Genomic DNA, 26,100 nt, shown 5'->3' with positions numbered 1-26,100 from the left:
TTCAATCTAGAACGGCGGCCGATTGCCGACGGCGGCGCAAGCCTAGCCGGAGCCGTCCTCATCGATGTTCCTGGCGCGCCCGCTGGGGCGACGCCGGCGCCGACTGGGGCCACACAGCACCGACAAGCTGCCCAGCATGGCCGGGACAAGACCATTTTGCGGACCAGTCCGTTGATCGCCCCGGCGCCGCCCTGCTAGCTTGCTTCCGGGGATGCAGAACGTTTTCGACAATTTGGGGGGATCTGATGGTTTTCTTCGCTTCGCGCGCCACGCGCACGGTCAGCCTGCTGCTGGCTTTCATTGCCTATCAACCGAGTGCCTCGGCCGGCACCAAGTACAGCGTCGTCCAGAGCATCGCGGCTCCGACCAACGCCGTGCAGCTGGCTTATTCACCGGCGTACAACCGGCTGATCCTGAAGAACAGCTCGAGCGCCGTGGCGGTGATCGATCTGGCGACGGCGAAGTCGAGCACGCACTTTGCGATCACCAACTTCACCGACATGTCGCTGTCACCGGATCAGCGCTACCTGTTCGTGGCCGACTACGGTGGCGAGAACATCGGTTATGGCACGCCCGCCGGCCAACATTACGTGCACCGGCTGGATCTCAAATCGGGCACTTGGGACATCGAAAGCACCTACATGGCCGGCAACATTCAAGCCGAGTCGGGCAAGAAGGTGCTGCTCAAATCGAGGGATCAGTGGGTCACTTTCTACAACGCCAAATGGACCGGCGAAGACGCAATGCAGCAGATCAACAGCGGCAATGGCTCGTTCACCGGGTATTACCCCGGGGTCTACTACGGCGATTTCCGCTACGACGCGAACACCGGGCGCCTGATCCACGGCGGCTCGGGCTCGTCGTCCGCCGAGATTCACGCGTTCAAGATCGTCGACGATGAGTTCGTCGCGCAGGAGCAAACCGGAATCTACGGCTCTGCGGACGGTTACGGCGGCACCGTGGCGCTGGCGACCGACGGCTCGGCGTTTTACTACGGTCAGCTTTGCGTCGACGCGCTGGACGTAACCCATACGCTGCGTGTGTTTCCCGAGATGATCTACGCCGCAACCGGCAGCGTCGCCTTCGGCAACGGCAACTACTACCACGCACAGAAGGGCAAGCTGCTCGGCTCGCTAGGCTTCAGCACCACGGTTTATGGACTGAATCCGGCCGGTGACGACTTCTGGGCCTACGACGCCAAAAAGAATCTGCTGCGCCACTTCGTGCCCAAGTGAAAGCGCCGGACTAATATCACCTCGGCGCCTTGCCAGCCGTTTCCCACCCATCAGGCCCGTCATGAGCACAACTATCCCGACGCCTCACTTGGGGCCGGTGATAAAGCCTTGAACGTCTGAGGAGCACGACCATGCACAAAAGCAGATTGGCCGGATTCATCATCGATTGTCAGACCGACGACGTGCATGGTGCGGCGCGCTTCTGGAGCGCGGCGCTGGGCATGCAGGCGCAGGCCCTGCCGGCCGAAGAAGGCGAAAAGTACGTCCGGCTGATCGATCCGCGCGAGCAGCTGCACATCGAGGTGCAGTCGGTCAGTCATGCCAGCCGCGTGCATCTGGACATCGAGAGCGACGACGTCGAAGCCGAGGTCACCCGACTGCAGGGGCACGGCGCGAAGATCGTGCAGCGTGTGCACACCTGGGTGGTGATGGAAGCGCCGACCGGTCAGCGCTTCTGCGTGGTCCGCGCCAAAGGCGAGCGCTTCGGCGAACAGGCGAATCGCTGGGACTGAAGCGCATGCGCGACGCGACCTGGCGCTTGCGTGCCGCGCAGCAGAGCGACCGTGAATTCCTGTTCGATCCGCATCGGACGACGATGAAAGGCGTCGTCACCTTCGAGCAGGATCCGCCATTCGTGCTGATGCGCCGTTAGGACGCTTGCTTCGCCTGTGTGAGACTGCGAATAATGCAGCCGGGGCCGACACGGGCCGTACGGCCGCCATCCACAATAAAAGCCGTCACCGAATGGGGAGTCGTCATGAACCATGCTATCGCTGCGATCTTGCTGCTGTCCGCCTCCACCAGCGTCTTCGCCGCCGGCAAACCCTGTGACGAGCTGAAGGGCGAAATCGCGGCCAAGCTCGATGCCAAGCAGGTCAAGGGCTACACCTTGGAGATCGTCGCCAGCGACGCCGCCGCCGACGCCAAGGTGGTCGGTAGCTGCGAAGCCGGCGCCAAGAAGATCGTCTACGGCAAGAGCTGAGGCACGGGCATCGACACGCCGGCGGATCAGCCGATCTGCCCCGCCTGCGGCGCGGCCAATGCCTGCGCCGTGGCGGCCAGCGGTCGCTTCGACGTGCCTTGCTGGTGCCAGAGCGTGGTGGTCGATCCGGCGGCGCTGGCACGGCTGCCGGCGGATCGGCTCGGCAAGGCCTGTTTGTGCCGGCGATGTACCGAGGCCACCGCGTCCGCCACCGCTAAGGATTAAAATCCGCGCTCTCCCCGACCGGTACCGCGGGCAATGCCGTATTTCATCCTGTCACTGATCATCCAGGTCGGCCTGGTCGTGCATGTGCTCAAGACCGGGCGCAACATGAGCTGGATCTTCATCCTGCTGTTCTTTCCGCTGGTCGGCACGCTGGCCTACCTGATCGTCGAGCTGCTGCCGGAATTCAGCAACAGCCGCGGCGCGCACCAGGCGCGACGCCAGCTCAGCAAGACGATCAATCCGGATCGCGAGCTGCGGCAAGCCACGCAGCAGCTCGCGGTCGCCGACACGGTCAAGAACGCCATCGCGCTGGCCGAGCAGTATCTGCAAAAGCAGCGCTACGGCGAGGCGCGCGATCTGTATCAGCGCTATCTGAAAGGCATACACGCCGACGATCCGCAGCTGATGACCGGCCTGGCGCAGGCGCAGTTCGGGCTCGGCGAATACCAGGCCGCGCTGGACACGCTGGAGCGCTTCAAGGAAAAGCATCCGCAGCTGCGCAGCGCCGACGCGCATCTGATCTATGCGCGCAGCCAGCACGAACTCGGCAACACCGACGCAGCGATCCATGAGTACGAGGCGCTGCGCGGCTATTTTCCCGGCCCGGAGCCGACCTGCCGGCTGGCGACGCTGCTCAAGGCCAGCGGCCAGCCTGATGCCGCGCGCGAGCTGTTCCAGAAAATCGTCGACGAAAGCCGCGTCGCCGGCAGTCACTACAACCGCATCAACCAGCACTGGGTCGCGATGGCGCGGCGCGAGTTGCCGTCATGATGCCGCTACTGACGACGCGGCTGCGCCTGCGTCAGCTCGATGAGGACGACGCCGGCTTCATTCTCGGCCTGGTCAACGAGCCGAGCTGGCTGCGTTACATCGGCGACAAGAACGTGCGCACGCTCGACGATGCCCGTGCCTACCTGCGCAGCGGGCCGATGGAAAGCTATCGTCGCCACGGCTTCGGCCTGTACTGCGTCGAGCGGCGCGAAGATGCGGCCGCGATCGGCATGTGCGGCCTGATCAAGCGCGACACGCTGCCCGAGGTCGACATCGGCTTCGCGCTGCTGCCGGCCCATTTCGGCCAGGGCTACATCCCGGAAGCGGCGCGCGCGGTCATCGACCAGGGCAGGAACCTGTTCGGCCTGAAGCGCCTGCTGGCGATCACCCAGCCGGACAACCAGGCGTCGATCGCCGTGCTGCGCAAGCTCGGCATGCAGCGCGAAAACAGCATCAGCCTGACGCCGGGCGATGCGCCTATCGAACTTTATTCGATGGGCTTGTAACGCCGATCGACTCGCGGATGCACGAGACCAGATAACGCACCTGCATCAGCGCGGCAAAGCCCGCCGCCAGATGCAGGCCGCGCAGCAGCGGATGGCGCGCGCCCGGCACCTGGCCGTACTGAAAGCAGCCGAGCGCGATCACGACGAAGCCCCAGAACACCGCAAAGATCACGCGATACCTCGGCGCGCCGGCGCGCATCGCCAGCGCGCAGCTGGTCCACAGCGCCAGCACCAGCGCCGCGCCGAGCACCACGTGCAGAGGCAGCCACTGCCGCGCATAACCGGCCCACAGCAGCGTGCCGCCGATCTGCGCGGCGAAGGTGAGGATCACGGCGACGGTCAGCAGCCGGTTGACGAAGGACATCTGCGGCACGAAGGGCAGCCGGTTGCGAAATGGACGGGACGCGGATTCTACGCCAGCCGCGGCCCTGTCCCGGCAGGCGAGCATTCACCCGCGCGTGGCAAGATCGGCGGCTTATGAGCCCTGCCCCCGAACCGACGCGCGCTCCGGTGTTGACCGTGCGCGACGTGTGCAAACGCTACGGCGACAAGCACGCCGTGCACGCCATCCGCTTCGACGTCGCGCCCGGCGAGATCGTCGGCCTGCTCGGCCCCAACGGCGCCGGCAAGACGACGACGATCAACATGGTGCTCGGCGTGCTCGAGCCCAGCGCCGGGCAGATCCTGATCGACGGCCATGACGTGTCGCGCGCGCGCAAGACGGCGCTGGCCTCGACCAACTTCGCCGCGGTCTATGCGCCGCTGCCGGGCAACCTGACCGTCGAGCAGAACCTGCGCATCTTCGGGCTGATCTACCAGGTGCAGCCGCTGCAGCCGCGCATCGACGCGCTGCTGCAGCAGTTCGATCTGCTGAACTTTCGCGACACCCGTTGCGGCCTGCTGTCCAGCGGCGAGCAGACCCGCGTCTGCCTGGCGAAAGCGCTGCTGAACCGGCCGAAGCTGCTATTGCTCGACGAGCCGACCGCATCGCTCGATCCGTCCACCGCGCGCGACATCCGCGAGCAGATCCGGCGCATCGCCAAGGACGACGGCGGCGGCATCCTGTGGACATCGCACAACATGGTCGAGGTCGAAGAAGTCTGCGACCGCGTGCTGATCATGTCGCATGGCCGCGTGCTGCTCGAAGGCGATCCGCGCCGCCTGCCGGCGGCGCACAATGCCGATTCACTGGAAGACCTGTTCGTGCGTCTGGCGCGCGATCCGGCCAATGGCGCCGAGGCCTCGCGATGAGCCTGCGCGCGCTCTACGCCATCGCGCTGCGCCAGTTTTATCTGATGCGCGGCAGTCCGACGCGCGTGCTGCCGATCTTCGCCTGGGTCGCGGTCGACATCGTGCTGTGGGGCTTCATCAGCCGCTACCTGAGCAGCGTCAGCCACGGCGGCCCGGACTTCGTCGCAACGATGCTCGGCGCGGTGCTGCTGTGGGATTTTTTCTCGCGCGTGATGCAGGGCGTGACCACCGCGTTTCTGGAAGACGTGTGGTCGCGCAATTTCCTCAACCTGTTTGCCTCGCCGCTGTCGGTGCGCGCCTATCTCGGCGGCCTGGTGCTGACCAGCGTGCTCGCCAGCATTCTCGGCCTGATCGTGATGCTGGCGCTGGCGACCGGCTTTTTCGGCCTGGACTTCGCGCGCTACGGCCTGCTGCTGATTCCGTTCATGCTGGTGCTGTTCCTGTTCGGCATCGCGCTCGGCATTTTTGCCTGCGCGATGGTGCTGCGGCTCGGGCCGGCGTCGGAGTGGCTGGTGTGGCCGATCCCGGCGCTGCTGTCGCCGTTCGCCGGCGTGTTCTATCCGCTGTCGACCTTGCCGACCTGGATGCAGGCGATCGGCCGTACCTTGCCGCCATCGTATGTGTTCGAGGGCATGCGCGGCGTCGTCGCCGGGCAAGGTGTGTCGACCGTCGAACTCGGCGGCGGCCTGGCGCTGGCGCTGCTGCAGATCGCGCTCGCCTGCTGGCTGTTCACGCGCGTGTTCCAGCAGGCGATCCGCAGCGGCCTGCTGGCGCGGTACAGCGCCGAAAGCGTGGCCTGAAACGCGCGCTTCAAGCCCTGCGCGGTGGCGGCAATTCGGGGATACCACAGCAGCGCTCGCCGTACTGGATTCCCGCATTCGCGGAAATGACAGTGCGACATTCGCGATTTCCTCCAAGCCTGAGGCAGAATCACCGCACCGGGACACCCCGGACAGACAGGGAGACGAGGGGATGAAAAATCTCCGTAGTGCCGCAGCCAGCGTGCTGCTGGGCGCCTGCGCGATCGCGCAGGCGCACGACGTCCAACAGGTTGAAAAGACCAGCAGCTTCAGCACCACGGTCTATTCGGACCTGCGCAATCGCCAGGTGCTGTACTTCAAGCCCACCGCCGCCAGCGCCACCAAGGCGCCGGTGGTCGTGCTGCTGCATTACCTGCACGGCACGCCCGAGGACATGGCCGACCTGACCAACTTCGCCAGGATCGCGCGCGACGCCGGCGCCTGGGTGATCCTGCCCGAAGGCGTGCAGGGCAAATGGAATTACGGCGCCGGCTCGTTCAAGACCGTCGACGACGTCAAGTTCCTCAACGCGGTGCTCGACGACGCGCTGGCGAAATATCCGATCGACCCCAAGCGCATCTACATGGCCGGCTATTCCAATGGCGGCCAGATGGCGCAGCACTTCGCCTGCCTGCAGCCCGGCCGCGTCGCCGCGATCGGCGTGGTGGCGACGACCATCGAGCAGTTCGACTACCGCAGCTGCCTGCCAGCCATCGGCACGCCGGCGCTCTACATCAACGGCGTCGCCGATCCCATCGTTCCATTCAACGGCAACCTGCTGAAGCGCTCGGTCGCCGACACCGTGGCGATGTGGCGTCGCATCGACGGCTGCACCGAGGCCTACACCGACAGCGCGATCGCCGACAGCATCGATGACGGCACCTCGACGATGGCGCGCACCTGGCGCGGCTGCGCCAATGGCGCGGCCGTGGAGCAGTACGTGGTCACCGGCGGCGGCCACACCTGGCCGGGCTCGACCCGCTACACGCTGGGTCTGGGCATCACCGCCCAGGACTTCAACGCCACCGACGTGATCTGGGCTTTTCTCAGCCAGTTCTCGCGTCCTTGAGGAGCGCTGCGATGAAACCGATCCTCAAGCCGATCAAGACGGCCGCCGCCCTCGCCTGCCTGTTCGGCGCCGCGGCCTTGCCCGGGCTCGCCGCCGCGCAAAGCGCTCTGGCGCCGGAGTTCCGCGTCAACACCACGACGCAGGGCAACCAGAGCGCGCCGGCCGTGGCGGCCGCGGCCGACGGCCGCTTCGTCGTCGTCTGGGAAAGCGACAGCGGTAACGGCGATCTCAACGACATCTACGCGCAGCTGTATTCGTCGGCCGGAGTCAAAGTCGGCGGCGAATTTCGCGTCAACAGCGACACCGCCGAGCGCCAGACCAATGCGGCGGTGGCGATGAATGCCAGCGGCGACTTCGTCGTCGCCTGGAACAGCGCCACGCATGTGGCGGCCACCACCGGCGTTTTCGTGCAGCGCTATGGCGCCGACGGCAGTGCGCGCGGCGCGCCGATCCGCGTCAACGCCGGCGAGCGCGACATCTACGCACTAACCGCGGTCGCGATCGCACCCAGTGGCGAGTTCATCGTGGTCTGGCCGGAGCGCGGCAGGAGCCTGCCGGTGGCGACCAACATCGTGCCGGGCTACATCATCGCGCAGCGCTACAATGCCGACGGTACGCCCAAGGAAGCGCCGATCCAGGTGCAGAACAGCTTCCTCGTCAACCTGCGCGTGCCGGGCGTCGGCATCGACAACCAGGGCGGCTTCGTCGTCGCCTGGAACTCCGACGCGCAGCCGGGTTACCTCACCGCGACCAGCAGCCTCGGCCAGTTTCTCGGCATTTACGCGCGCCGCTACGGCGCCGACGGCAAGCCACTGGGTCTGGGCTTTCAGGTCGACGCCAGCACCACCGGCATCACCGTCGATCGCCCGGTGGTCGCGGTCGCGCCCAGCGGCGCATTCGCGCTGGCCTGGCAGACCAACACCAGCAGCGACTGGAGTACGCCCGGTGTCGCGCTGCGGCGCTACGACGTCAACGGCACGGCGCTGGGTGCGCCGATCACCGTCGACGGCGCCAGGCTCAAGCGCAAGCCGGCCATCGCGATGGCGGCCAGTGGCCAGGTCGCGGTGGCCGCGCATTCCGACGGCCTGTATCTGCGTCGCTACAGCAGCAGCGGCGCGGCCGGCGCGACCTTGCGCGCCGACGGTGCGACCACCAGCAACGCGATCCTGCAGCCGGCCATCGCGATCGACGCCAGCGGCCGCATGATCGCGGCCTGGCAGGTCGACGGCCTGGACGGCAGCGGTCGCGGGATTTACGCGCGGCGCTACGGGCCGTAGCCGCAGCGGTCGCGGGCAAGCCCGCTCCTACAAAGCGCTGATGTAGGAGCGGGCTTGCCCGCGACTCAGGCCCGCTGGCGCAACAGCCCCGGCAGCAGCACCAGCGTGCATAGCAAGGTCATGCACAACCCCAGCGTCAGCAGCAGCCCCATGCTGGCCATGCCGGGATGCGGCGCCAGCATCAGGTTGCCGAAGTTCGCGATCGTGATCAGCGCGCCGTACCAGACGGCGCGCGCGGTGCTGGTCCGCAGCAGGTTGGCGCCGGCCGGCGCGGCGCGGCCGCGTTGCGCCAGGTACACGCCGTAGTCGACTCCGACGCCGAGCACCAGCGGCAGCGCGATCACGTTGGCGAAGTTGAACGGCTGCTTCAGCAGCACCATCGCCGCGACCGTGAACGCGCCGGCCAGCAGCAGCGGCAGCACCACGCGCAAGGTGTCGGCAACGCTGCGCAGCAACAGCATCAGCAGCACGAGCACGGCAATCACCGCATAGGCGAACGCCTGGCGGAACGCGTCGACCACGGTGCGCCCGGCTTCGAGAAAACCCACCGGCGGACCGACCGCGCCGGGTTCGACCGCGCGTACCGCATCGACGAAACGCGCCATCGCCAGCGGCGAGGCCAGCGATTCGCGCGGCCAGATTTCGACGCGATAGGTACCGTCGGCGCTGCGATAGCGGCTGCGCAGCTCGGCCGGCAGCTCGGCTTCGCCGACCGCATGCGCCTTCAGCGATTCGCGCAGTTGCGCCAGCTGCGCCGGCAGCGCGCCGAACAAATTGGCGTGCAGACGCGCGACGATCGCATCGGCGTCCCTGGTCTGCGCGGCCTCGGTGAAGCGCAGCAGCTGCGATTTCAGTTTTGCCGCAGCCGGCGACGCGTTCGCTGCGAGCGCAGCAGCCAGCGCCTGCGCCGCCGCGGCTTCCTCGGGCGGCGTCGCCTGCGCGGCGCTCGCTGCTTGCGGCAGATTCAGGCTCAAATTCAGATCGTCGATGATCGCCAGCTTGTCGTCCTGATCGGCCGGCACCAGATCGAGAATACTGAAAGCACGCGAGACTTCCGGCAGTTTGGTGAGCTTTTCCGACACCGCTTTGGCCTGCGCCGCATCGGCGGCCAGCACCGACAAGGTCAACGGCGGCTGCGAGGGGTCGCCAAGCAGATCGCGGAAGGTGGCGACCGATTCCGAATGCGGATCACGCAGGTTCAGCGGATCGGTGTCGAAGCGCGCCTGCGTCGCCAGCGCGACGGCGCCGACGCCGAGCACGACCGCCGCGATGCGGATCGATTTGGCGTAGTGATACGGCCAGTCGAGCACGCGCGCCATCAGCGCGGAACCGGTTGCGAGCGGCGGCGCCTTGATCCGCTGCGGCAGCCGCGCGATCAGCGCCGGCAGCACCGTCAGGCTCACCGCGAAGCTGACGAACATGCCGACGCCGGCGATCAGGCCGAGTTCGCCGATGCCGGCAAAACGGGTCGGAATGAACGCGAAGAAGCCGATCGATGTGGTCAGCGCGCACACCAACATGAAGCCGCCGACTTCGCCGGCGGCGCGCGTCAGCGCCTCGTCGCCGCGCAGGCCCTGCGCGCGCAGTTCGCGATACTGCATGCACAGGTACAGCGCGTAATCGATGCCCAGGCCCACATAGAGCAGGCCGAAAGCGATCGAAATCAGGTTCAGATGGCCGACCGCGAGCGCCGCGAAACCGGCGGTCAGCAGCAGGCCGTAGATCAGCGTCAGCACCGCGGCGATCACCAGCCAGGGCGAACGCAGCGCCAGCCACAGCAGCACCGCGACCAGCAGCATCGCCGCGATCAGCGCGACGCCGGTGCCGCCGAAAGCGCTGAGCAGTTCCTCGTGTTCGAGCGCAACCGAGCCGGTCAGGCGCACGCTCACCTCGCTCATCTGCGGATCGCTCGCCTGCAGCGCCGCAATCTGCTCGCGTGCATAGCCGATCGGCGCGGCGGCCGGCGTCATCTGAGCGAAGTCGAGCACCGGATCGAGCGCGATGAAGCGGCGCTTGCCCGGCTGCAGCGTCGCCGCGGCATCGCTCCCACCGCCGCCCATCAGGCTTTGCAGGGAGCTGGTCAGATTGCGGCCGTCGATCGCGGCGCCGACACCGTCGGCCAGCGCGGTGTACGCCGGGCTCAGGTCGAACGGCACGGACTCGGGATGCTGCAAGGCCGGAATCAGCAGCCCGGCGAGGCCGCGCAGGCTAGGATCGCGGCCCAGCGTCGCCAGAAAAGGCTGCGCCAGGTTGAGCTGCTGCGACAGCGCGTCGAGCGCATCGGTCGACAGATACAGCAGGCCGTTTTCGCGGAAATAGACCTCGGTTTCGGCCGCGAACACGCTCCGGTACAGATCGCTGCGCCGGCGCAGCCGCTCGACCAGCGCGCGCTGTGCGACATCGGCGGCCTCGGCGGTCGGCGCGTCGATGACCACGGCCAGCGTGCGCTCCATCTGCGGAAAGCGGTCCAGCAGCGCGCGCTCGGCCTGGCGCCAGGGCAGCTGCGGCGACAGCATGTTCTCGGTGTTGGTGTCGACGCTCAGGTGCCCGGCGACATACCAGGCCACGCCGGCGCCGAGCAGCGCGGCCAGCAGCAGCACGCCGGTGGCGTGGCGCTGCACCAGGGCCACCCAGCGTCCGGCCAGAGTCTGCGTCGCCTCACCGGCTGTTTTCTGCCCTTGCATACCGCCTCTTACGGTCCGATCATCCGCGCCCATGCTAGTGCCGTTTCCCCTCTCCCGCGTGCGGGAGAGGGGAAATAAATCAGGAGACAACGTGTCGAGATTTTTTGCGGTGCTGGGCCTGGCGATGGTGCCGGCCTGGGCCTTCGCAGCAGGCAGCACCGCGCCGGCCGCCGGCTCGCCCGCGGCCGTGGTCGACGCCCTGCAGAGCGCGCTGGTCGCCGGCCTGCGTAATCCCCAGTCCTGCGCCGCCCGCCGCCAGCGGCTGGAGCCGGTGGTGGCGCAGGCCTTCGACTTCGAGCTGATCGCACAGAAGCTGCTGCGCCGCCACTGGAAGGACATGAGCGAGGCGCAGCGCACGCGCTTTCGCACGGTGATCGCCGACACCGCGGTGACCACCTACGCCAGCCAGTTCGCCAGCACGAGCGCCGACAAGGCCACGCACTTCGAACTCGGCACCAGCAGCAGCGAAGGCCGCGTCGCCGCGACCCTGCTGCCGGCCAGCGGCGATGCGGTGAGCTTCGACTACGCGCTGCGCCAGGGCGCCGACGGCTGGAAGATCGTCAATGTCGTCGCCCAGGGCGTCAGCGATCTCGCGGTGCGTTCGGCTCAGTACGAAAGCCAGATCACGCGCAGCGGCGTCGACGGCCTGTTGGCCGAACTGGAGCAACGCAACCAGCAGGCACGCGCCGCCTGCGGATCGGCCTCATGAGCGCGCAGCTAAACGCCCGGCCGCGCGCCGGGCGGCGCGCCGCGTGGCTCGCGGCCGGCGCCCTGCTCGCCTCGGGTATCGCGCTCGCGCAGGACGACGTTACCGGCGTCGCCGTGAATCCGGCGCCCGAGGCGTACAACGACGCACCGACCGAACTCGAAACCGTCGTCGTCACCGCGACCAAGACCCGGCGCGATGCGCAGACCGTGCCGGTGTCGCTGACCACGGTGGACGGCGAATTCATCCGTCAGGCCGGCCTGGCCTCGTTCAACGACCTGCAGAATTACGCGGCGAACTTGAACATCACCGTCGCCGGCAATTCCGGCACGCTCGGCGTGCGCGGCTTTGCCACGCCCGATCTGAATCCCAGCTTCGATCCTTCGGTCGGCACCGTCGTCGACGGCGTGTATTACGGCCGCAGCGCATTTTTGTCGGCGTTCTTCAGCGACATCGATCGCTTCGAAGTGCTGCGCGGTCCGCAGGGCACGCTGTTCGGTAAGAACACCACCGCCGGCCTGCTCAATCTGAGCACCAATACCGCCAGGACCTCCAACGAAACCGTCGGCGATTTCACCGGCAGCAGCTACGGCCGCCGCTCGCTGCAGCCGGCGTTCAATGTCGCGCTCGGCGACAGCTGGAGCGCGCGCCTGGCCGGCAACATCACTTACGGCGACGAAGGCTCGCAGTACAACACCTTCCTCGAGCGCGGCGAATCCAATCCGTCGCAGCGCAGCGCGCGGCTGCGGCTGGGCTACGACGGCGACGGCCCTTTCGCGGTCGACATCGGCGGCTTCTATTCGCACCAGTACCGCAACTACAACCTGTTCGCGTTCGACCATGTCGGCGCCAACATGCTGGCGCTGGCGCGGACCTACGATCCTCTGGTCGACGACGACGCCGGCAATCATCTGAACTCGGAGAATCATCCTTCGCGTGACGACGCGCAGCTGTATGGCGCGCACATCACCGTCGACTACGATCCGGGCTCGCTGTGGCGCATGAACAAGGCCACGGTGACGTCGGTCACCGCCTACGCCGGCAGCCGCGAAAAGCGCGACGATCTGGATGCGGACTTCTCGCCGATTCCGTTCATCGTCGACCAGCTGGTCAAGCCCTCGACCTACAGCCAGTTCAGCGAGGAACTGCGCCTGGCCGGCGAGACCCCGGACCTGTTCGGCTGGGGTTACGGCGTCAACTTCGTGACCGGCTTTTTCCTGTTCGATTCGCGCTACACCACCAGCGATCTGTTCCTGGTCGAAGACCTCGGCGCCGCCGCGGCCTACTTCGCCGCCGCGCAGGCCGATGCACAGGCCGCCGGCCGCAGCGGCAACGGCTCGGCGGGCACGCTGTTCGGCGCGCTGGCGCCGTCGCTGGGCAGCCTGCTCGACACGCTCAATCCGGTGCTGTCGCCGGTGATCGGCCAACAGGTGTCGGCTGCGGTCGGCCTGGATCAGCACACGCAGAGCGCCGCGTACTTCGGCCAGTTCGAGCACAAGGTGCTGCCGGATCTTTCGATCATCGGCGGCCTGCGCTTCGGCTACGAATACAAGAGCGCCGATGCCTACAGCCACACCAACAGCCCGCTGATTCCGGCGATCACCAACGGCGCGCAGAAAGACCACGACACCCATGCCACGCAAAGCGACTGGGACCTGTCGCCGAAAGCCGGCCTGAAATACGAGCCGAACCAGGCGATCACCACATACTTCACCTGGGCCCAGGGCTACAAGAGCGGTGGCTTCAACGGCCGGCCGCTGTCCAATGAAAACCTCGAATACGATCCGGAGCTGGCGACCAGCTACGAAGTCGGCGCCAAGACGCGCGCGCGGCTGTTCGGCACGCCGCTGCAGTTCAACATCGCCGCGTTCACGACCAAGTTCGAGAACCTGCAGGTGTCGACATTCCAGGACGGCAGCTTCGTGATCCTCAACGCCGCGTCGGCGCGCTCCAGCGGCTTCGAGGGCGATCTGACCTGGCTGCCGCTGCCCGGGCTGCTGCTGAGTTCCTCGTTCGGCTATGCCGATGCGCACTACGTCCGCTATCCGGATGCGCCGCCGGTTTCCAGCTCCAGCGAGGACACCCAGGATCTCGGCGGCCGGCCGCTGGAACTGGCGCCGAAGTGGACCGCGAGTTTCGTGCCCAGCTACCTGCTGCCGCTGCCCGGCCCTGTCCACGTGACCCTGGGCGGCGATGTGCTGTACCGCAGCCAGCGTTATCTGGATCTGGACGACGATCCGCTGAAACTGCAGAAGGCGACCCTGGTCTACGACGCGCGCATCACGGCGGCAACGCCGGCCGAAGGCTGGAGCCTGACCTTCGCCGGCCACAACCTCAGCGACGTGAAGATCTACAACCAGGCGCTGAGCCAGCCGCTGGCCGCCGGTAACGTGGTGCGCTGGATGGCCGACTACGGGCGCTTCTATACGCTGGATCTGACGGTCAGGCTGTAAATCCACCGGCGGTAGCGGCAAACATCCTTCGCGCCACGTATCCACCGCATCGAAAAATACGACTGGCGGGCCCGGCGCTTCCGCCTAAACTGCGCGGCATGCAAACCCAAAGCCGCAGGAAAGTCGTCATCGTCGGCGCCGGTTTCGGCGGCCTGACCACGGCGCAGTCACTGGCCAAGGCCGACGCCGACATCACCGTCGTCGACCGCCGCAACTTCCACCTGTTCCAGCCGTTGCTGTACCAGGTGGCGACCGCCGGACTGAACCCCTCCGACATCGCCTGGCCGGTGCGCAGCGTGTTGCGCAACCAGGCCAACGCGCGCGTGCTGCTCGGCGAAGTCACCGCGGTCGACAAGGCCGCGCACGACGTCGTGCTCGACGACGGCCGCCGCCTGCCCTACGACTACCTGGTGCTGGCCACCGGTGCCACGCACACCTATTTCGGCCACGACGAATGGGCGCCGGTCGCGCCCGGCCTGAAGCGCATCGACGACGCGACCCTGATCCGGCGCCGCCTGCTGCTGGCATTCGAGCGCGCCGAGAATTCCGACGACCCGGCGCTGCGCCGCGCGCTGACCACGTTCGTCATCGTCGGCGGCGGCCCGACCGGCGTGGAAATGGCCGGCGCGATCGCCGAGCTGGCGCAGCACGCGCTGGCCTCGGACTTTCGCAGCATCGACCCGCGCGATACGCGCATCATGCTGGTCGAAGGCGCGCCGCGGCTGCTCGGCGCGTTTCCGGAATCCCTGTCCGAAGTCGCGCGTCGCGAGCTGACGCGCATGGGCGTGGAAGTGCATCTGAACGCGCAGGTGATCGGCTGCGACGCGCGCGGTGTGACGCTGCAGAAAGATCGCATCGACGCGCACACCATCATCTGGGCCGCCGGTGTGGCGGCGTCGCCGGCGGCGCGCTGGGTCGGCTGCCCGGCCGATCGCGCCGGCCGCGCGCTGGTGGCGGCGGATCTGTCGGTACCGGGCAGTCCCGAGATTTTCGTGATCGGCGACACCGCCTCGGTGAAGACCGTACAGGGCGCGCCGGTACCCGGCGTCGCGCCCGCGGCGAAGCAGGCCGGCCAGCATGTCGCCGCCTGTATCAGGGCCGAAATCCGCGGCAAACCGCGGCCCGCCGCGTTCCGCTACCGCAACTTCGGCAACCTCGCGACCATCGGCCGCAACAGCGCGATCATCCACTACGGCAAACTGAAAATGAGCGGCGGTCTCGCCTGGTGGCTGTGGAGCTTCGCGCACATCTACTTTCTGATCGGCATGCGCAACCGCACCCTGGTCGCGATCCAGTGGTTCTGGAACTACCTGAGCTTCAGCCGCGGCGCGCGGCTGATCGTCGGCTCGGATGCGACGTCGAACGACAAGGCGATCAAAACAGATTGAAACGGGTTCCCCTCTCCCGCACGCGGGAGACGGGAAGAAACGGCTAAAGTGTCCGCATGACGCTCCAGAACCGAATCGACGACCTGCCGTTCGAAAACCATTTCGCGCGGCTCGACAAAGCCTATTACTCGAAGGTCGACCCGACGCCACTGGACGACGTGCGGCTGCTGCATTTCAACGCCAGGCTGGCCGAAGAACTGGGGCTTGCCGCCACTGCCGCCGACGATCCTGCGCTGCTCGCCGCGCTCGCCGGCAATCGCAAAGTCGAGCACGGCGCGTATATCGCAACTGTCTACGCTGGCCACCAGTTCGGCTCCTACGTGCCGCAGCTCGGCGACGGCCGCGCGATCATGATCGGCCAGGTTCGCGACGCGCGCGGCGAACTGCGCGAACTGCAGCTCAAGGGCGCGGGGCCTACCCCCTACTCGCGCTTCGCCGACGGCCGCGCGGTGCTGCGTTCGAGCATTCGCGAATACCTGTGCGGCGAAGCCATGCACGCGCTCGGCATCCCGACGACGCGCTCGCTGTCGCTGGTCGCGGCCAGCGATCCGGTGCGCCGCGAAACCCTGGAACACGCGGCGATCATCTGCCGCGTCGCGCCCAGCCACATGCGCTTCGGCCACTTCGAATATTTCTACCTGATGCAGCGGCACGAGATGCTCAGGCCCCTGGCGGATCTGGTCATTGCCGATCATTTTCCGCAGCTCGCCGGCTTCGACAATCGCTACGCGGCCTGGCTGACCGAAGTCGTCGAACGCACCGCGCGCACGATCGCGCAATGGCAGGCGGTGGGCTTCTGCCACGGCGTCATGAACACCGACAACATGAGCGTGCTGGGGCTCACGCTGGACTACGGTCCCTACGGTTTTCTCGACGCCTTCGACGCGCACCACATCTGCAATCACACCGACGAGGACGGCCGCTACGCCTACGACCAGCAGCCGATGATCGGCCACTGGAACTGCTCGCGGCTGCTGCAGGCGACTCTGCCGCTGCTGCATGACGACCCCGATCAGGCCGTGGAAATCGCCAACGGCATCCTGAATCGTTTTCCGGCCGCGTACACGACCAGGATGATGGAGCTGTGGCGCGACAAATTCGGTTTCGCTTCCATGCAGGAAAAGGATCGCGATCTGATCAACCGATTCCTGAATCTGCTGGACCGTGGCAAGAATGACTTCACGCGCAGCTTCCGCGCACTCGGCGACGTTCGCATCGACTCCGGTACAACACCGCTGCTGCGCGACCTGATCACCGATCGCGAAGGCTTCGATGCCTGGCTCGCCGAGTACCGCGCGCGGCTGCAGTTCGACGGCGAAAACGAGGATGCGCGGCGCGCGCGCATGCACGCGGTGAATCCGAAATATGTGCTGCGCAATCACCTGCTGCAGACGGCGATCGAGAAAGCCGAGGCCGGTGACGCCAGCGAAGTCGCGCGGCTGTTCGCACTTATACAAAAGCCGTTCGAAGAGCAACCCGAAAACGAGGCCTACGCCGCCGAACCGCCGCCGGAAGCGCGGCACATCAGCGTCAGTTGTTCATCGTGAGCCGGGAGCTTTGCGCATGACACCGATCATCGACGACGCCGCCTGCGACGACATCCTGCGCTGGCTCGACGCGCACAGCGTCAGCCTCAGCCAGGGCCTGCCGGCACAACTGCTGCACAGGCGCTGGGCCGAGGCCGGACGCGAGCCGGAGCAACTCGGCAGCGCGCTGAAAAAACTCTTCGTCGACGACTGGATCGCGCTGACGCCGAACAGCGATCCGCCGCATCTGCGCTTCACCGTCGAAGGCTATCGGCGGCTGATCGAGGCGCTGGCTCTGCCTGCCGCCGTGGCGGAGCCGCCTCCGGCGGCAACGCCGGCGACGGCGACGGCGACGGCCGCCGAGCCGGCATCAACCGCCGGCAGCCCGGCGCAGCGCCCGCATTTGAGCGAGCTGCGCCTGCGCAACGACATTCTTGGCGTGTACCGCGAGCTGCGGCTCAAGGCCGACGCCCGGCTGATCGGCATGACCCTGTCGCGCTACTGGCAGGAGATGGGCCACCGCGCCGGCGAGCTGCGCACCGGCCTGGACGTGGTGGTGCGCGACGGCCTGCTGCTGCCGCGTCTGATCGGCATGGACCGCTACTGGCAGCTGACGCGCGACGGCGAAGCCTGGCTGCAGGCGCCGCGCTCGCCCGACGCGCTGCTGCGCCTGGCGCCACCGCTGGCCGAAGTGCAGACCGCGCCGACCGCCGAAGAAGCACATCGGCTGGTTGCCAAGCAGCTCGCCGGGCTGCCCGCCGACGTCGGCTACGAAGCGCTGCATGAAGCCTGGCAGCGCTCCGCGCCGAGCTATGACGACAATGCGCTGCTGACCGGCCTCGATCTGCTGCTGCGCCACGGCCACGCGCGCCTGGGCGATGGCGACGCGCCGCGCTTCACGCTGAGCGATCGCGGCCGCGCCTTCGCCAGCGAAGAGCCGCCACGCTTCGCCAAGCTGCTGGCGGCGATGAACAAGGTGCTCGGCTAGCCGCGCACGGCAAGGCACGCGCGGCCGCCGGTCGCGCCGGTCGCGTCAGGACCGCACGTTCATCGGCGGCGCTGCGCCAGGCAACCCGGCGCGCACTAGCTTGCGTCCATGCCTTACCAACACTCGACACCGCCGCTGCGGCGCGCAGCCCCCCTCGCCGCCGCGCTGTTCGCCGCCCTGCTGCTCGCGGCCTGCGGTGGTGGTGGCGGCTCGAGTTCGGACAGCGCACCGGCCGCAAGCGCCGGCAGCGACGGCGCGACCGGGACGGGCACGGGTAGCGGCACCGGCTCTGGAACCGATGCCGGTAGCGGCACGGGTACCGGAACCAGCGGAAGCGGAAGCGACACCGGAACCGGCACGGACAACGGCTCCGGCAGCACACCGACCCCGACGCCGACCAGCTACGACTGGAGCGCGCTGGCGACCCGGCTCGACGCCAGCGTCGGCAGCGACAGCGGCCAGGTCGCCGGCTATAGCTTCGCGGTGGCGGTCAGCAGCAGCACCGCCAGCAACAGCCGCTACACCCGTGGTGGTGGCAATCTCGCCAGCACCGCGCGCGTGGCCCTGGCCTCGGCCAGCAAGGGCCCGACGGCGCTGCTGGTCCTGAGCCTGGTGCGCGACGGCCTGCTCGATCTCGACATGCCGGTGGTGAACTATCTCGGCAGCGACATCAGCTGGCCGGCGGCCAAATCCGCGATCACGCTGCGCATGCTGCTCGACCACACCTCGGGCATTCCCTACTCCTCGGCCTGCCTGTCCGACACCGCCAGCACGCTCGCCGCCTGCACGCAGGAGATCGCCGATACCGCGCTGGTGTTCCCGCCGGGGACGCGCTTCGGCTATAGCGGTGCCGGCTATCAGGTCGTCGGCTACGTCGCGCAGCAGGTCAGCGGCGTCGCCTGGAACACGCTGTTCCGCCAACGCATCGGCACGCCGCTGGGCTCAGGCCTGAGCTGGGGCGATTCCACACAGAACCCGCGCATCGCCGGCGGCGCCGTCGCCAGTACCGACGACTACGTCAAGCTGCTGCAGATGCTGCTCGACGGCGGCCTCGCCGCCGACGGCACGACGCGCCTGCTCGACGCGGCGCAGGTGCAGTCGCTGCAGCGCAGCGAGATCGACGGCCTGCCGGTGTACTACACGCCGGCGCCGGCCAGCGCCGGCCTGCACGGCTATTCGCTAGGCTGGTGGATCACCGACACCGCGTCCCACCCCGGCAGCGCCGGCCCCGAGTTGTCCAACCCCGGCCTGCTCGGCAGCCTGCCCTGGGTGGACTTCGACCGCCGCTACGCCGCGGTGCTGCTGACCAACAGCGACACCGACACCGCCACGTCGATCTGGGGCGCGCTGCGGCCGCTGATCCTGGATCAGGTCAACGCGGTTCCGAATTGATGCCGTGGATCTACTCCGCCGGATAGCCGGCCTCGCGCGAATGCCGGATTGCCAGCACCAGCACGCTGTCGTCGGCAGGCTCGTAGCTATAGAGCGCCACATACGCCGTTCTGCCGCGTGAAATGATCAGTTCGCGCAGGCCCGCCTCGATGCCACGGCCGATCAGCGGATGGTTCGCCATAACCTGAACCGCTTCGGTGATGAGCGTGGCGGCCTGCGGCGCCATCGGCGCATCGACCTCGAGCAGAAGATCGATCAGGCGATCCAGATCAACGAGCGCCTGCCGGGAATAGATCAGCTGCGCCAAGGCCTAGCCGCGGGCCGGGGCGGCTTTTTTCCCTGCGCACGCTTCTGCAGATAGTCGTGAACCTCGGCTGCCGGATGACCGCTGCCGGTTCGCAGCGTCTCCGCCCTGGCCTCGACCGCTTGCGCAACGAACGCCGCCCGACGCTCCTCGGCGCTGGCAACCTCACGGATCGCCTCGACCATGAAAGCGTGGGAGCTGATGCCGCGCAGCTTGGCCGCGGCAGCGGCCAGTCGCTTGACGTCTTCAGGAAGCTTCAACGAAGTGGTGGCCATGGCGCACTCTGAGTCAAGTGTTACCAAAGTAACACCGCGTCAGGACGGGGTAAAGCCAGCCTCAGCCCTGCTGATCCAGCACCCGCCCGATCAGCGCCACCAGTGCATCGATGCGATACGGCTTGCTCAGGAAGCCGGCCGCGACGCGGCTGGTGTCGATCTCCGGCGGCAGCGCGGCGCTGGTCAGGATCACCGGCACCGGCGCGAACGCCGGCTCGGCCTGCATCGCTTTGATCAGCTCGATACCGTTCATGTGCGGCATCATGTAGTCGGTGACGACGATGTCCGGAATCTCCAGCTTCAGGGTCTCGAGCGCGCGTTTGCCGTTGGCCGCCTGGGTGACGCGATAGCCCATCATCTCCAGCAGAAGGGAGACGGTGATCATGGCGCCCGGCTCGTCCTCGACGAGCAGAACATGGCGGGGCACGGCATTCATCCGCTACGACCCGGCTGGCTTGTGGCGACGCGCATGACCGGTGAGCAGCCCCTCCATGGGCGCAGGCAGGGGCTGCAGCTTGAGCCCTTTCGAGGTGATGGTCAGTTCGCGCAGCGTCGCGTCGAAATCGCTTTCGCGAACCTTGACCAGCGAGAACACTCGACGCAGTGCCGAATCCATTTCGACGTAGCGCAGCAGCATGATGTTTTCGGCGACCGCCGATACCGCGCCGAACGCGATCTCGGCTTCGCCGCCGACCAGCTGCGGAATCTCCGAGGTGAAGATCGAGGTCACGCCCTCGTCGCGCAGCGCATTGGCCAGCGCGGCGAGGAAAGGCGCCAGCCGCGCCGGATAGATCGAGGACTGCTCGATGGCGTCGATGCCGTCGACGAACAGGCGCTTGACGCCGCGACGACGCACCGCGCCGAGCAGGCGGTAGCCGATGTCGTCGAGCAGGGTGTCGGTCAGCGACTGCCACAGCACCTCGACACTGCCGTCGGCGATCTGCTGCTCGATGTTCAAGCCCAGGCTGGCGGCCTTGCGGCAGATGCGCTTGGGCGTTTCATAGAACGAGAAGATCAGGCCGGGCTCGGCGGCGCTGGATTCGCCGACGAACTGCAGGCCGAGCGTGGTCTTGCCGATACCGGTCGGCCCCAGCGCCAGGCTGCTGGAGCCATGCGGCAGGCCGCCGTGCAGCATCGCATCGAGTTCGGTCGCGCCGGTGGGCAGCGGCGGCTCGTCGCTGCCGTTGTTCGGCGCCAGGCCGGTGACGGTCTCCAGCCGCGGCAGCACGCGCATGCCGTCATTGCTGATCAGCGCCATATGCCGGCCGAGCACGAAGCCGCTGCCACGGAACTTGTGCATCTGCAGATAGCGGTAGCTGCGGTAATCGAGCGTCATCATGCCGATCTCGATCCAGCCGTCGACCATCGTGTACTCCGGGCTGGTCGGGCCGCGACGGCTGTTGGTCAGCAGCAGGATGGTGCTGCCGAGCAGGTTGGCCAGGTTCGACAGGTAGTTGATGAACTTGCGGAACTCGCGCTCCGAGGCGACGCTCTCCTCGAGCACGAACAGGCCGTCGATGACGATGGTCGTCGCCTTCAGCCGCATGCTCTCGCTGTTGAGCAGCTTGAGGATGCCCTGCAGACCCTCGCTCTGCAGATCGTCGAAGCCGCTGACGTAGAACACCGAGCCGGGGATCTGGCCCTCGTCGTAAAAACTCATACCGCTGAGGTGCTGCATCAGCCGCGAGTGCGACTCGGCCAGCAGCGTCAGGTACAGCACCTTCTCGCCCTGGGCGACGCGGTGGAAACAGAACTGGTTCGCCAGGATTGTCTTGCCGGCGCCGGGCTGGCCCTGGACGATATAGACCGCGCCGGGAACCAGGCCGCCGTCGAGAATGTTGTCCAGGCCGAAGATGCCGGTCGAGACTCTTTTCGGCATCGCTGCCCGTGACTTTGCCGCGCTGGCCTCGCTCACACGCCTGTCCTGTTGCTGTCGCTGTGGTGATCCGCGACGAGGCTAGCAGATATGCGCCGGGGCAGATGTCCGGCGTCTGAACACCTACGCGCAGGCCGCAGCCGCGGCCCGAAGGCGACTCAGGACAGCCGGCCGCAGCGCAGGTTGGCGGGCACCGCGACGTGCATCAGCTGCGGCACCGGCAGGTTCAGGCCGTTCATCAAACGCGCATATTCGTCGGCGTCGCGCACCTGCAGCCGCGGGTTGTGCGCGCGCTCTTCGGCCACCGTGGACACGGTGCGGCCCTTGTAGTCGTGTGCCGGGTAGACCAGGGTGTCGTCGGGCAGGCGCAGCAGCTTGTTGAAGATCGAATCGTAGGCCGCGTAGGGATCGCCGTTCTGGAAGTCGGTGCGGCCGGTGCCACGGATCAGCAAGGCGTCGCCGGTGAACACCCGGCCCTCGCCCGCCGCGTCGGAACGCTCGACCACCAGGCTGAAGGATTCATCGGTGTGGCCCGGCGTATAAATCGCGCGCAACGCGATGCCGTCCAGGTTCAGGGCCTCGCCATCGCGAAAGCGCGTGCTGACGCAGTCGGCGCGGCTGTGCTCGCCCATGGCGGTGACGCAGCCGGTGGCTGCACGCAGTGCGCCAAGGCCGGTGACGTGGTCGGCATGGGTATGCGTGTCCACCGCGATCGCCAGCTTCAGACCCAGCTCGTCGATCAGCGCGACCAGCTCATCGGTCTTCTCCAGCACCGGATCGATGATCAGCGCCTCACCGCCGGCGCGCGACGCCAGCAGGTAGGTGTAGGTGCTGGAATTACGCTCGAAAAGCTGGCGGAAGATCATGTGTTTTCAGTGGCAATGACCGTGCCGTCTTCGGTTGCCTTCTCCCTTCGGGAGAAGGTGGCGCGCAGCGCCGGATGAGGACGTTCAAGTGCAGCGCTCACGTCGAGTCCCTCAGCCCTGCCCCTTTCCCAAAGGGAGAGGGGTTTTGGCTGCCGCGAACAGGATCGGCGCGAGCCTGGCCGACAGCACCATGCCCGCCGCCATCGCCGCGACGAACACGATGGCGCCGACGCTGCCACCGCTGGCGACCACCAGCACCGGGCCCGGGCACAGGCCGGACAGACCCCAACCGGCGCCGAAGATCGTCGCACCGGCCAGCAGCTGCGGCGTGATCGGCGAACGCGCCGGCAGCGTGATCGGCAGATCGGTGACCAGCGTACGCCGGCGGCGCCGCGCGATCGCGAACACCGGGAACGCGATCGCCAGCGCCGAGCCCATGACGAAGGCCAGCGACGGGTCCCAGTCGCGGCTGACATCCAGAAAGCTCAGCACTTTCTTCGGATCGGCCATGCCGGAGACCAGCATGCCGCTGCCGAACAACAGGCCGGCGAGCAGCGCGATACCGCGGATCAGCAGGTTCATGCGACACCTCCGAAACCCAGTGCGACGACCAGCGCCGCGACGCCCATGAAGATCATCGTCGCGGTGACACTGCGCTGCGACAGGTTGGCCATGCCGCAGATGCCGTGGCCGCTGGTGCAGCCCGAACCGAGCTGTGTGCCGATGCCGACCAGCAGGCCGGCAAACAGCAGCTTGGGCCAGGCCGGGTTGGCCAGATAGTCCGGACGCGACCAAAAGCCGAGCAGGCTCGCCACCCACGGCGCGGCGAGCAGGCCGGTGATGAACCACAGCGCCACCGCGGTGTAACGCCCGGTGATCAGCGAGCCGAACAGCCCGCTGATGCCGGCGATGCGGCCCAGGCCGAGCAGCATCAGGCTGACCGAGGAGCCGATCAGCACGCCGCCGATCAGCGCGTGGATTACCGATTGCAAAGTCATCTCGTCACCTTCAATTCTCTGCCCTCTCCCCTTGTGGGAGAGGGCAAAAAAAGCCTCAGAAATCCCAGTTCAGGCGCACACCGTAAGTCACCGGCGGCGCCAGCGTGTCCTCGCGACCGAAGTCGGTGTGGAACTGCGCGAGGTCGTAGCGCTCGTCGCCGAGATTCTCGCCGAACAGCGTCAGGCGCAAGGTCCAGGGCTCGTAGAGATAACTGATACGCGCGCCGATCAGGTCGTAGTGCGGCTCCAGCGAATTGGGCGAGTTCTGCGCCAGGTAGTAGTAGCCCGAGTTGTAGTAGTAATCGCCGGCGATGTCGAGCGTGCCACCGGGCACGTCGAAACTCTGGCTGATGCTGGCGGTGGCCGAGAACTTGGGCGTGCGCACGATGCGGTTGCCGTCGAAGGAGTTGCAACGCGGGCTGTCGGGATTGCTGCAATCGCTCTGCGCGGCAAAGCCGCTGTCGGTGAAGTAGTGGCCGCTGTCGTAGTCGGTGTAGATCGCCTTGAGCCAGGTCGCGCCGCCGGACAGCACCAGACCCGGATCCCATTCGCGCAGCGGCTGCCAGACGGTGTCGACTTCGACGCCGCGGATGCGCGCCTTGCCGGCGTTTTCGAAGTTGATCGCACCGCCGGACGTGAACGAGACGAAGCCGGTCTGCAGATTCTTGATCTCGTTCTGGAACGCCGCGACGTTGAAACGCAGCGAGCGCTGGAACCATTCCGACTTGATGCCGGCCTCGTAGGACGTGACCTCTTCGGGCTTCACGTAATCCGGCGGCGTGTAGATGTTGATGATGTTGTAGGTCGCGCTCTTGAAGCCCTTGGTGTACGAGGTGTACAGCATGAAGTCCTTGAACGGACGCACTTCGATCGAGGCTTTCGGCGACAGGTTGTGCACCGTCGACGACTGGTCGCTCCACGGGATCAAGGTGCTGTTGCCGCCGCCGAGATTGCCGATGCTGAAATCCGAATCCAGCAGCTTGCGCGTCTCGCGCTGGTAGCGCGCGCCGAGCGTGAAATCCAGCCAGCGGGTCGCGCTGGCCGTGGTCTGCGCATAGGCCGAATACGATTCCGCCTGCACCAGGCCGTTGAAATAGAACGTCAGCGACGACGGCAGCGGCAGGCCGCCGAGCGCTTCCTGCAGCGGATCGCCGAGCGCGTCGGGCAGCGCGTCGAGCACGCCATTGACCACATTCGCCAGCGGCAGGTTGATGCTGTCGACCAGACGCAGATAGCCGGGCTTGTAGCCACCTTCACTGCGCAGGTAGTACAGACCGCCGACCCACTTCAGCCAGCTGGCTCCCCAGCTTTCGGCGTTCGACGTGAACTGCAGTTCGCTGGTGACGATGCGCTGGTAATCGCTGTCGGCGCCATAAGTCGCGATCGGCTGCGACGAGCCATCGAAGTCGTAAACGTAATCGTGGGCGTTGGTGTAGTAGTAGCTGCCGAGCAGCTTCACGTCGACGCCGGGATGCTGCCAGTCGATCTTGCCGTAATAGGCGCGCGTGTCGGTGACCAGCGAAGGCTGCGAGTTGGCGGTGACGACGTAGTCGCGCGTCTGGGCCGGGATGGTGACGCCCAGGCCGTTCGGATCGGTATTCGCCGAGGTCGTCGTCGACGTGCCGCGCTGCTGCATCAACATGCCGCTGAGCACGATCTGCAGATTGTCCGCCGGGTAGAAGCCGAGCTTGACGCGGCCGCCGCGGTTGATTTCGGTCGGCAGGCCATGATCGCCGCCGTTGTCGAGCTGGTAGTAATTGTCGGCACGGTTATAGAAACCCGAGACGCTGAATGCCAGGTTGTCGCCCAGCGGCACGCTGGTATAGACGCGGGTCTTGCTGTCTTCGAAGCGCGGCGCGTAGCTCGCCTGGATCGAAGTCTCCGCAACCGGACCCGGGTCCTTGGTCCACAGCATCACCGCGCCGCCGGTGGAATTGCGGCCGAACAAGGTGCCCTGCGGGCCTTTCAGCACTTCGATGCGCTCCAGCGCACCGAAGGACTGCGCCATGCTGTGCGCCGACGGAAAGTACACGCCGTCCAGATAGGTCGCGACGCTGGGATCGGCCGACGGGATGAAGGCGTCGGTACCGATGCCGCGGATGTAGATCAGGTTGTAGCCGGCCAGATCGGTGAACTGCAGGCCGGGCACGGCGATGCCCAGATCGCGCACGTCGACGATGCCGCGCGCGTCGAGTTGCTCGGCGGAGAACGCCGAGATCGACACCGGTACGTCCTGCAGCGGCTCGGCGCGCTTGCGCGCGGTGACCACCACTTCTTCCAGCAGCACCGGGCCGGCGTCGTCGGCACGCTGCGGCGTCGCTTCGGCCGGCGTCTCGGTCTGCACCGGCACGGTGTCCAGCGCGGCATCGGTCTGCGCCCACACCGGCGCACTCAGCAAAGGCAGCAGCAACAGACCGCTGGCGCCTTGACGGCGGCGGCGGAGACGGCCCGAACTCATCGCGAAACTCTCCCAGAAAAAAAAGAACCAAGGCTTGCCTCTCCCACCGGGAGAAGGGAAAGCATGAGCC

26 protein-coding genes and 1 pseudogene are annotated in these 26,100 nt (G+C 67.0%); 17 read left to right on the top strand and 10 right to left on the bottom strand.

The window, feature by feature from the left end; all coding sequences use genetic code 11:
- Positions 1-245: 245 nt before the first annotated feature.
- From ACQZF9_RS06855 to ACQZF9_RS06825, 7 genes are all read left to right on the top strand, one after another.
- Entirely contained in the window at positions 246-1,235 is a 990-nt protein-coding gene (locus tag ACQZF9_RS06855; protein ID WP_428312511.1) for a YncE family protein, read from the top strand.
- A 131-nt stretch (positions 1,236-1,366) separates the two neighbouring features.
- Entirely contained in the window at positions 1,367-1,747 is a 381-nt protein-coding gene (locus tag ACQZF9_RS06850) for a VOC family protein (protein WP_428312510.1), read from the top strand.
- Between the two features lie 5 nt (positions 1,748-1,752).
- Positions 1,753-1,887, top strand: a complete 135-nt coding sequence (locus tag ACQZF9_RS06845) for a hypothetical protein (RefSeq protein ID WP_428312509.1) — start codon at positions 1,753-1,755, stop codon at positions 1,885-1,887.
- Positions 1,888-1,992: 105 nt separating this feature from the next.
- Positions 1,993-2,217: a DUF1161 domain-containing protein gene (locus tag ACQZF9_RS06840; RefSeq protein ID WP_428312508.1), complete on the top strand. Its 225-nt coding sequence runs from the start codon at positions 1,993-1,995 to the stop codon at positions 2,215-2,217.
- Positions 2,218-2,286: 69 nt separating this feature from the next.
- Positions 2,287-2,442 carry a cysteine-rich CWC family protein gene (locus ACQZF9_RS06835; protein ID WP_428312507.1) on the top strand — a complete coding sequence of 52 codons (156 nt, stop codon included), beginning with the start codon at positions 2,287-2,289 and terminating at the stop codon, positions 2,440-2,442.
- A 33-nt stretch (positions 2,443-2,475) separates the two neighbouring features.
- Complete coding sequence (locus ACQZF9_RS06830) at positions 2,476-3,213, top strand: tetratricopeptide repeat protein (protein ID WP_428312506.1); 738 nt, start codon at positions 2,476-2,478, stop codon at positions 3,211-3,213.
- A complete protein-coding gene (locus ACQZF9_RS06825) occupies positions 3,210-3,719 on the top strand; it encodes a GNAT family N-acetyltransferase (protein WP_428312505.1) in 510 nt (169 codons plus the stop codon). Before ACQZF9_RS06830 ends, ACQZF9_RS06825 begins: the two co-directional genes overlap by 4 nt.
- Here ACQZF9_RS06825 and ACQZF9_RS06820 read toward each other — a convergent pair.
- Entirely contained in the window at positions 3,691-4,092 is a 402-nt protein-coding gene (locus ACQZF9_RS06820; protein WP_428312504.1) for a hypothetical protein, read from the bottom strand. The two genes, ACQZF9_RS06825 and ACQZF9_RS06820, sit on opposite strands and share 29 nt — an antisense overlap.
- Before the next feature lie 104 nt (positions 4,093-4,196).
- Here ACQZF9_RS06820 and ACQZF9_RS06815 point away from each other — a divergent pair, with 104 nt between their 5' ends.
- The 4 genes from ACQZF9_RS06815 to ACQZF9_RS06800 all read left to right on the top strand — a co-directional run bounded on the left by ACQZF9_RS06815 (position 4,197) and on the right by ACQZF9_RS06800 (position 8,116).
- On the top strand, positions 4,197-4,970 hold the full coding sequence (locus ACQZF9_RS06815) for an ABC transporter ATP-binding protein (RefSeq protein WP_428312503.1): 774 nt from the start codon (positions 4,197-4,199) through the stop codon (positions 4,968-4,970).
- Positions 4,967-5,770 (top strand): ABC transporter permease, encoded by an 804-nt coding sequence (locus tag ACQZF9_RS06810; RefSeq protein ID WP_428312502.1) that lies wholly within the window; start codon positions 4,967-4,969, stop codon positions 5,768-5,770. The genes ACQZF9_RS06815 and ACQZF9_RS06810 overlap by 4 nt, the downstream gene beginning before the upstream one ends.
- Positions 5,771-5,942: 172 nt before the next feature.
- Positions 5,943-6,839: an alpha/beta hydrolase family esterase gene (locus ACQZF9_RS06805; RefSeq protein WP_428312501.1), complete on the top strand. Its 897-nt coding sequence runs from the start codon at positions 5,943-5,945 to the stop codon at positions 6,837-6,839.
- Positions 6,840-6,850: 11 nt separating this feature from the next.
- Entirely contained in the window at positions 6,851-8,116 is a 1,266-nt protein-coding gene (locus ACQZF9_RS06800; RefSeq protein WP_428312500.1) for a hypothetical protein, read from the top strand.
- 65 nt (positions 8,117-8,181) lie between these two features.
- On the opposite strand, the gene ACQZF9_RS06795 is transcribed toward ACQZF9_RS06800, so the two are convergent.
- A complete protein-coding gene (locus ACQZF9_RS06795) occupies positions 8,182-10,800 on the bottom strand; it encodes an MMPL family transporter (protein WP_428312499.1) in 2,619 nt (872 codons plus the stop codon).
- 91 nt (positions 10,801-10,891) lie between these two features.
- Between ACQZF9_RS06795 and ACQZF9_RS06790 the strand changes: the two genes are divergently transcribed.
- The 6 genes from ACQZF9_RS06790 (at position 10,892) to ACQZF9_RS06765 (ending at position 19,253) form a co-directional block, all read left to right on the top strand.
- Positions 10,892-11,509 carry an ABC transporter substrate-binding protein gene (locus tag ACQZF9_RS06790; protein ID WP_428312498.1) on the top strand — a complete coding sequence of 206 codons (618 nt, stop codon included), beginning with the start codon at positions 10,892-10,894 and terminating at the stop codon, positions 11,507-11,509.
- Positions 11,506-13,959: a TonB-dependent receptor gene (locus tag ACQZF9_RS06785; RefSeq protein WP_428312497.1), complete on the top strand. Its 2,454-nt coding sequence runs from the start codon at positions 11,506-11,508 to the stop codon at positions 13,957-13,959. Before ACQZF9_RS06790 ends, ACQZF9_RS06785 begins: the two co-directional genes overlap by 4 nt.
- Positions 13,960-14,057: 98 nt before the next feature.
- The gene (locus ACQZF9_RS06780; protein ID WP_428312496.1) at positions 14,058-15,347 is read left to right on the top strand and encodes an NAD(P)/FAD-dependent oxidoreductase; all 1,290 of its coding nucleotides are present in this window, start codon (positions 14,058-14,060) and stop codon (positions 15,345-15,347) included.
- Positions 15,348-15,403: 56 nt separating this feature from the next.
- Positions 15,404-16,894: a protein adenylyltransferase SelO gene (locus ACQZF9_RS06775; RefSeq protein WP_428312495.1), complete on the top strand. Its 1,491-nt coding sequence runs from the start codon at positions 15,404-15,406 to the stop codon at positions 16,892-16,894.
- A gap of 16 nt (positions 16,895-16,910) precedes the next feature.
- A complete protein-coding gene (locus ACQZF9_RS06770; protein WP_428312494.1) occupies positions 16,911-17,861 on the top strand; it encodes a hypothetical protein in 951 nt (316 codons plus the stop codon).
- A gap of 108 nt (positions 17,862-17,969) precedes the next feature.
- Positions 17,970-19,253, top strand: coding sequence for a serine hydrolase domain-containing protein (locus tag ACQZF9_RS06765; RefSeq protein ID WP_428312493.1), 1,284 nt, complete (start codon positions 17,970-17,972; stop codon positions 19,251-19,253).
- A 10-nt stretch (positions 19,254-19,263) separates the two neighbouring features.
- On the opposite strand, the gene ACQZF9_RS06760 is transcribed toward ACQZF9_RS06765, so the two are convergent.
- The 8 genes and pseudogenes from ACQZF9_RS06760 to ACQZF9_RS06725 all read right to left on the bottom strand — a co-directional run bounded on the left by ACQZF9_RS06760 (position 19,264) and on the right by ACQZF9_RS06725 (position 26,030).
- The gene (locus tag ACQZF9_RS06760; RefSeq protein ID WP_428312492.1) at positions 19,264-19,560 is read right to left on the bottom strand and encodes a type II toxin-antitoxin system RelE/ParE family toxin; all 297 of its coding nucleotides are present in this window, start codon (positions 19,558-19,560) and stop codon (positions 19,264-19,266) included.
- Complete coding sequence (locus ACQZF9_RS06755) at positions 19,548-19,832, bottom strand: hypothetical protein (RefSeq protein WP_428312491.1); 285 nt, start codon at positions 19,830-19,832, stop codon at positions 19,548-19,550. The genes ACQZF9_RS06760 and ACQZF9_RS06755 overlap by 13 nt, the downstream gene beginning before the upstream one ends.
- Before the next feature lie 61 nt (positions 19,833-19,893).
- The gene (locus ACQZF9_RS06750; protein ID WP_428312490.1) at positions 19,894-20,268 is read right to left on the bottom strand and encodes a response regulator; all 375 of its coding nucleotides are present in this window, start codon (positions 20,266-20,268) and stop codon (positions 19,894-19,896) included.
- A 3-nt stretch (positions 20,269-20,271) separates the two neighbouring features.
- Complete coding sequence (locus tag ACQZF9_RS06745) at positions 20,272-21,711, bottom strand: RAD55 family ATPase (RefSeq protein WP_428312489.1); 1,440 nt, start codon at positions 21,709-21,711, stop codon at positions 20,272-20,274.
- Positions 21,712-21,878: 167 nt separating this feature from the next.
- Positions 21,879-22,574 (bottom strand): annotated as a pseudogene (locus ACQZF9_RS06740) (MBL fold metallo-hydrolase); the annotation flags it as partial.
- Between the two features lie 111 nt (positions 22,575-22,685).
- Positions 22,686-23,156, bottom strand: a complete 471-nt coding sequence (locus ACQZF9_RS06735) for a DUF6691 family protein (protein WP_428312488.1) — start codon at positions 23,154-23,156, stop codon at positions 22,686-22,688.
- Entirely contained in the window at positions 23,153-23,572 is a 420-nt protein-coding gene (locus ACQZF9_RS06730; protein WP_428312487.1) for a YeeE/YedE family protein, read from the bottom strand. The genes ACQZF9_RS06735 and ACQZF9_RS06730 overlap by 4 nt, the downstream gene beginning before the upstream one ends.
- A gap of 55 nt (positions 23,573-23,627) precedes the next feature.
- Complete coding sequence (locus ACQZF9_RS06725; protein ID WP_428312486.1) at positions 23,628-26,030, bottom strand: TonB-dependent receptor; 2,403 nt, start codon at positions 26,028-26,030, stop codon at positions 23,628-23,630.
- Positions 26,031-26,100 lie beyond the last annotated feature (70 nt).

Source organism: Hydrocarboniphaga sp. (assembly GCF_965279055.1).
GTDB lineage: Bacteria > Pseudomonadota > Gammaproteobacteria > Nevskiales > Nevskiaceae > Hydrocarboniphaga.
This window is presented reverse-complemented; position numbering and strand designations above follow the sequence as displayed.

What these genes read in the sequence shown, in the direction of transcription:
- ACQZF9_RS06735 (WP_428312488.1), bottom strand. Translation starts at nt 23,156, where the DNA reads ATGAACCTGCTGATCCGCGGTATCGCGCTGCTCGCCGGCCTGTTGTTC.
- ACQZF9_RS06745 (WP_428312489.1), bottom strand. Translation starts at nt 21,711, where the DNA reads ATGCCGAAAAGAGTCTCGACCGGCATCTTCGGCCTGGACAACATTCTC.
- ACQZF9_RS06825 (WP_428312505.1), top strand. Translation starts at nt 3,210, where the DNA reads ATGATGCCGCTACTGACGACGCGGCTGCGCCTGCGTCAGCTCGATGAG.
- ACQZF9_RS06800 (WP_428312500.1), top strand. Translation starts at nt 6,851, where the DNA reads ATGAAACCGATCCTCAAGCCGATCAAGACGGCCGCCGCCCTCGCCTGC.
- ACQZF9_RS06755 (WP_428312491.1), bottom strand. Translation starts at nt 19,832, where the DNA reads ATGGCCACCACTTCGTTGAAGCTTCCTGAAGACGTCAAGCGACTGGCC.
- ACQZF9_RS06775 (WP_428312495.1), top strand. Translation starts at nt 15,404, where the DNA reads ATGACGCTCCAGAACCGAATCGACGACCTGCCGTTCGAAAACCATTTC.
- ACQZF9_RS06850 (WP_428312510.1), top strand. Translation starts at nt 1,367, where the DNA reads ATGCACAAAAGCAGATTGGCCGGATTCATCATCGATTGTCAGACCGAC.
- ACQZF9_RS06765 (WP_428312493.1), top strand. Translation starts at nt 17,970, where the DNA reads ATGCCTTACCAACACTCGACACCGCCGCTGCGGCGCGCAGCCCCCCTC.
- ACQZF9_RS06840 (WP_428312508.1), top strand. Translation starts at nt 1,993, where the DNA reads ATGAACCATGCTATCGCTGCGATCTTGCTGCTGTCCGCCTCCACCAGC.
- ACQZF9_RS06785 (WP_428312497.1), top strand. Translation starts at nt 11,506, where the DNA reads ATGAGCGCGCAGCTAAACGCCCGGCCGCGCGCCGGGCGGCGCGCCGCG.
- ACQZF9_RS06855 (WP_428312511.1), top strand. Translation starts at nt 246, where the DNA reads ATGGTTTTCTTCGCTTCGCGCGCCACGCGCACGGTCAGCCTGCTGCTG.
- ACQZF9_RS06780 (WP_428312496.1), top strand. Translation starts at nt 14,058, where the DNA reads ATGCAAACCCAAAGCCGCAGGAAAGTCGTCATCGTCGGCGCCGGTTTC.
- ACQZF9_RS06845 (WP_428312509.1), top strand. Translation starts at nt 1,753, where the DNA reads ATGCGCGACGCGACCTGGCGCTTGCGTGCCGCGCAGCAGAGCGACCGT.
- ACQZF9_RS06725 (WP_428312486.1), bottom strand. Translation starts at nt 26,030, where the DNA reads ATGAGTTCGGGCCGTCTCCGCCGCCGCCGTCAAGGCGCCAGCGGTCTG.
- ACQZF9_RS06795 (WP_428312499.1), bottom strand. Translation starts at nt 10,800, where the DNA reads ATGCAAGGGCAGAAAACAGCCGGTGAGGCGACGCAGACTCTGGCCGGA.
- ACQZF9_RS06730 (WP_428312487.1), bottom strand. Translation starts at nt 23,572, where the DNA reads ATGACTTTGCAATCGGTAATCCACGCGCTGATCGGCGGCGTGCTGATC.
- ACQZF9_RS06805 (WP_428312501.1), top strand. Translation starts at nt 5,943, where the DNA reads ATGAAAAATCTCCGTAGTGCCGCAGCCAGCGTGCTGCTGGGCGCCTGC.
- ACQZF9_RS06810 (WP_428312502.1), top strand. Translation starts at nt 4,967, where the DNA reads ATGAGCCTGCGCGCGCTCTACGCCATCGCGCTGCGCCAGTTTTATCTG.
- ACQZF9_RS06770 (WP_428312494.1), top strand. Translation starts at nt 16,911, where the DNA reads ATGACACCGATCATCGACGACGCCGCCTGCGACGACATCCTGCGCTGG.
- ACQZF9_RS06750 (WP_428312490.1), bottom strand. Translation starts at nt 20,268, where the DNA reads ATGAATGCCGTGCCCCGCCATGTTCTGCTCGTCGAGGACGAGCCGGGC.
- ACQZF9_RS06815 (WP_428312503.1), top strand. Translation starts at nt 4,197, where the DNA reads ATGAGCCCTGCCCCCGAACCGACGCGCGCTCCGGTGTTGACCGTGCGC.
- ACQZF9_RS06830 (WP_428312506.1), top strand. Translation starts at nt 2,476, where the DNA reads ATGCCGTATTTCATCCTGTCACTGATCATCCAGGTCGGCCTGGTCGTG.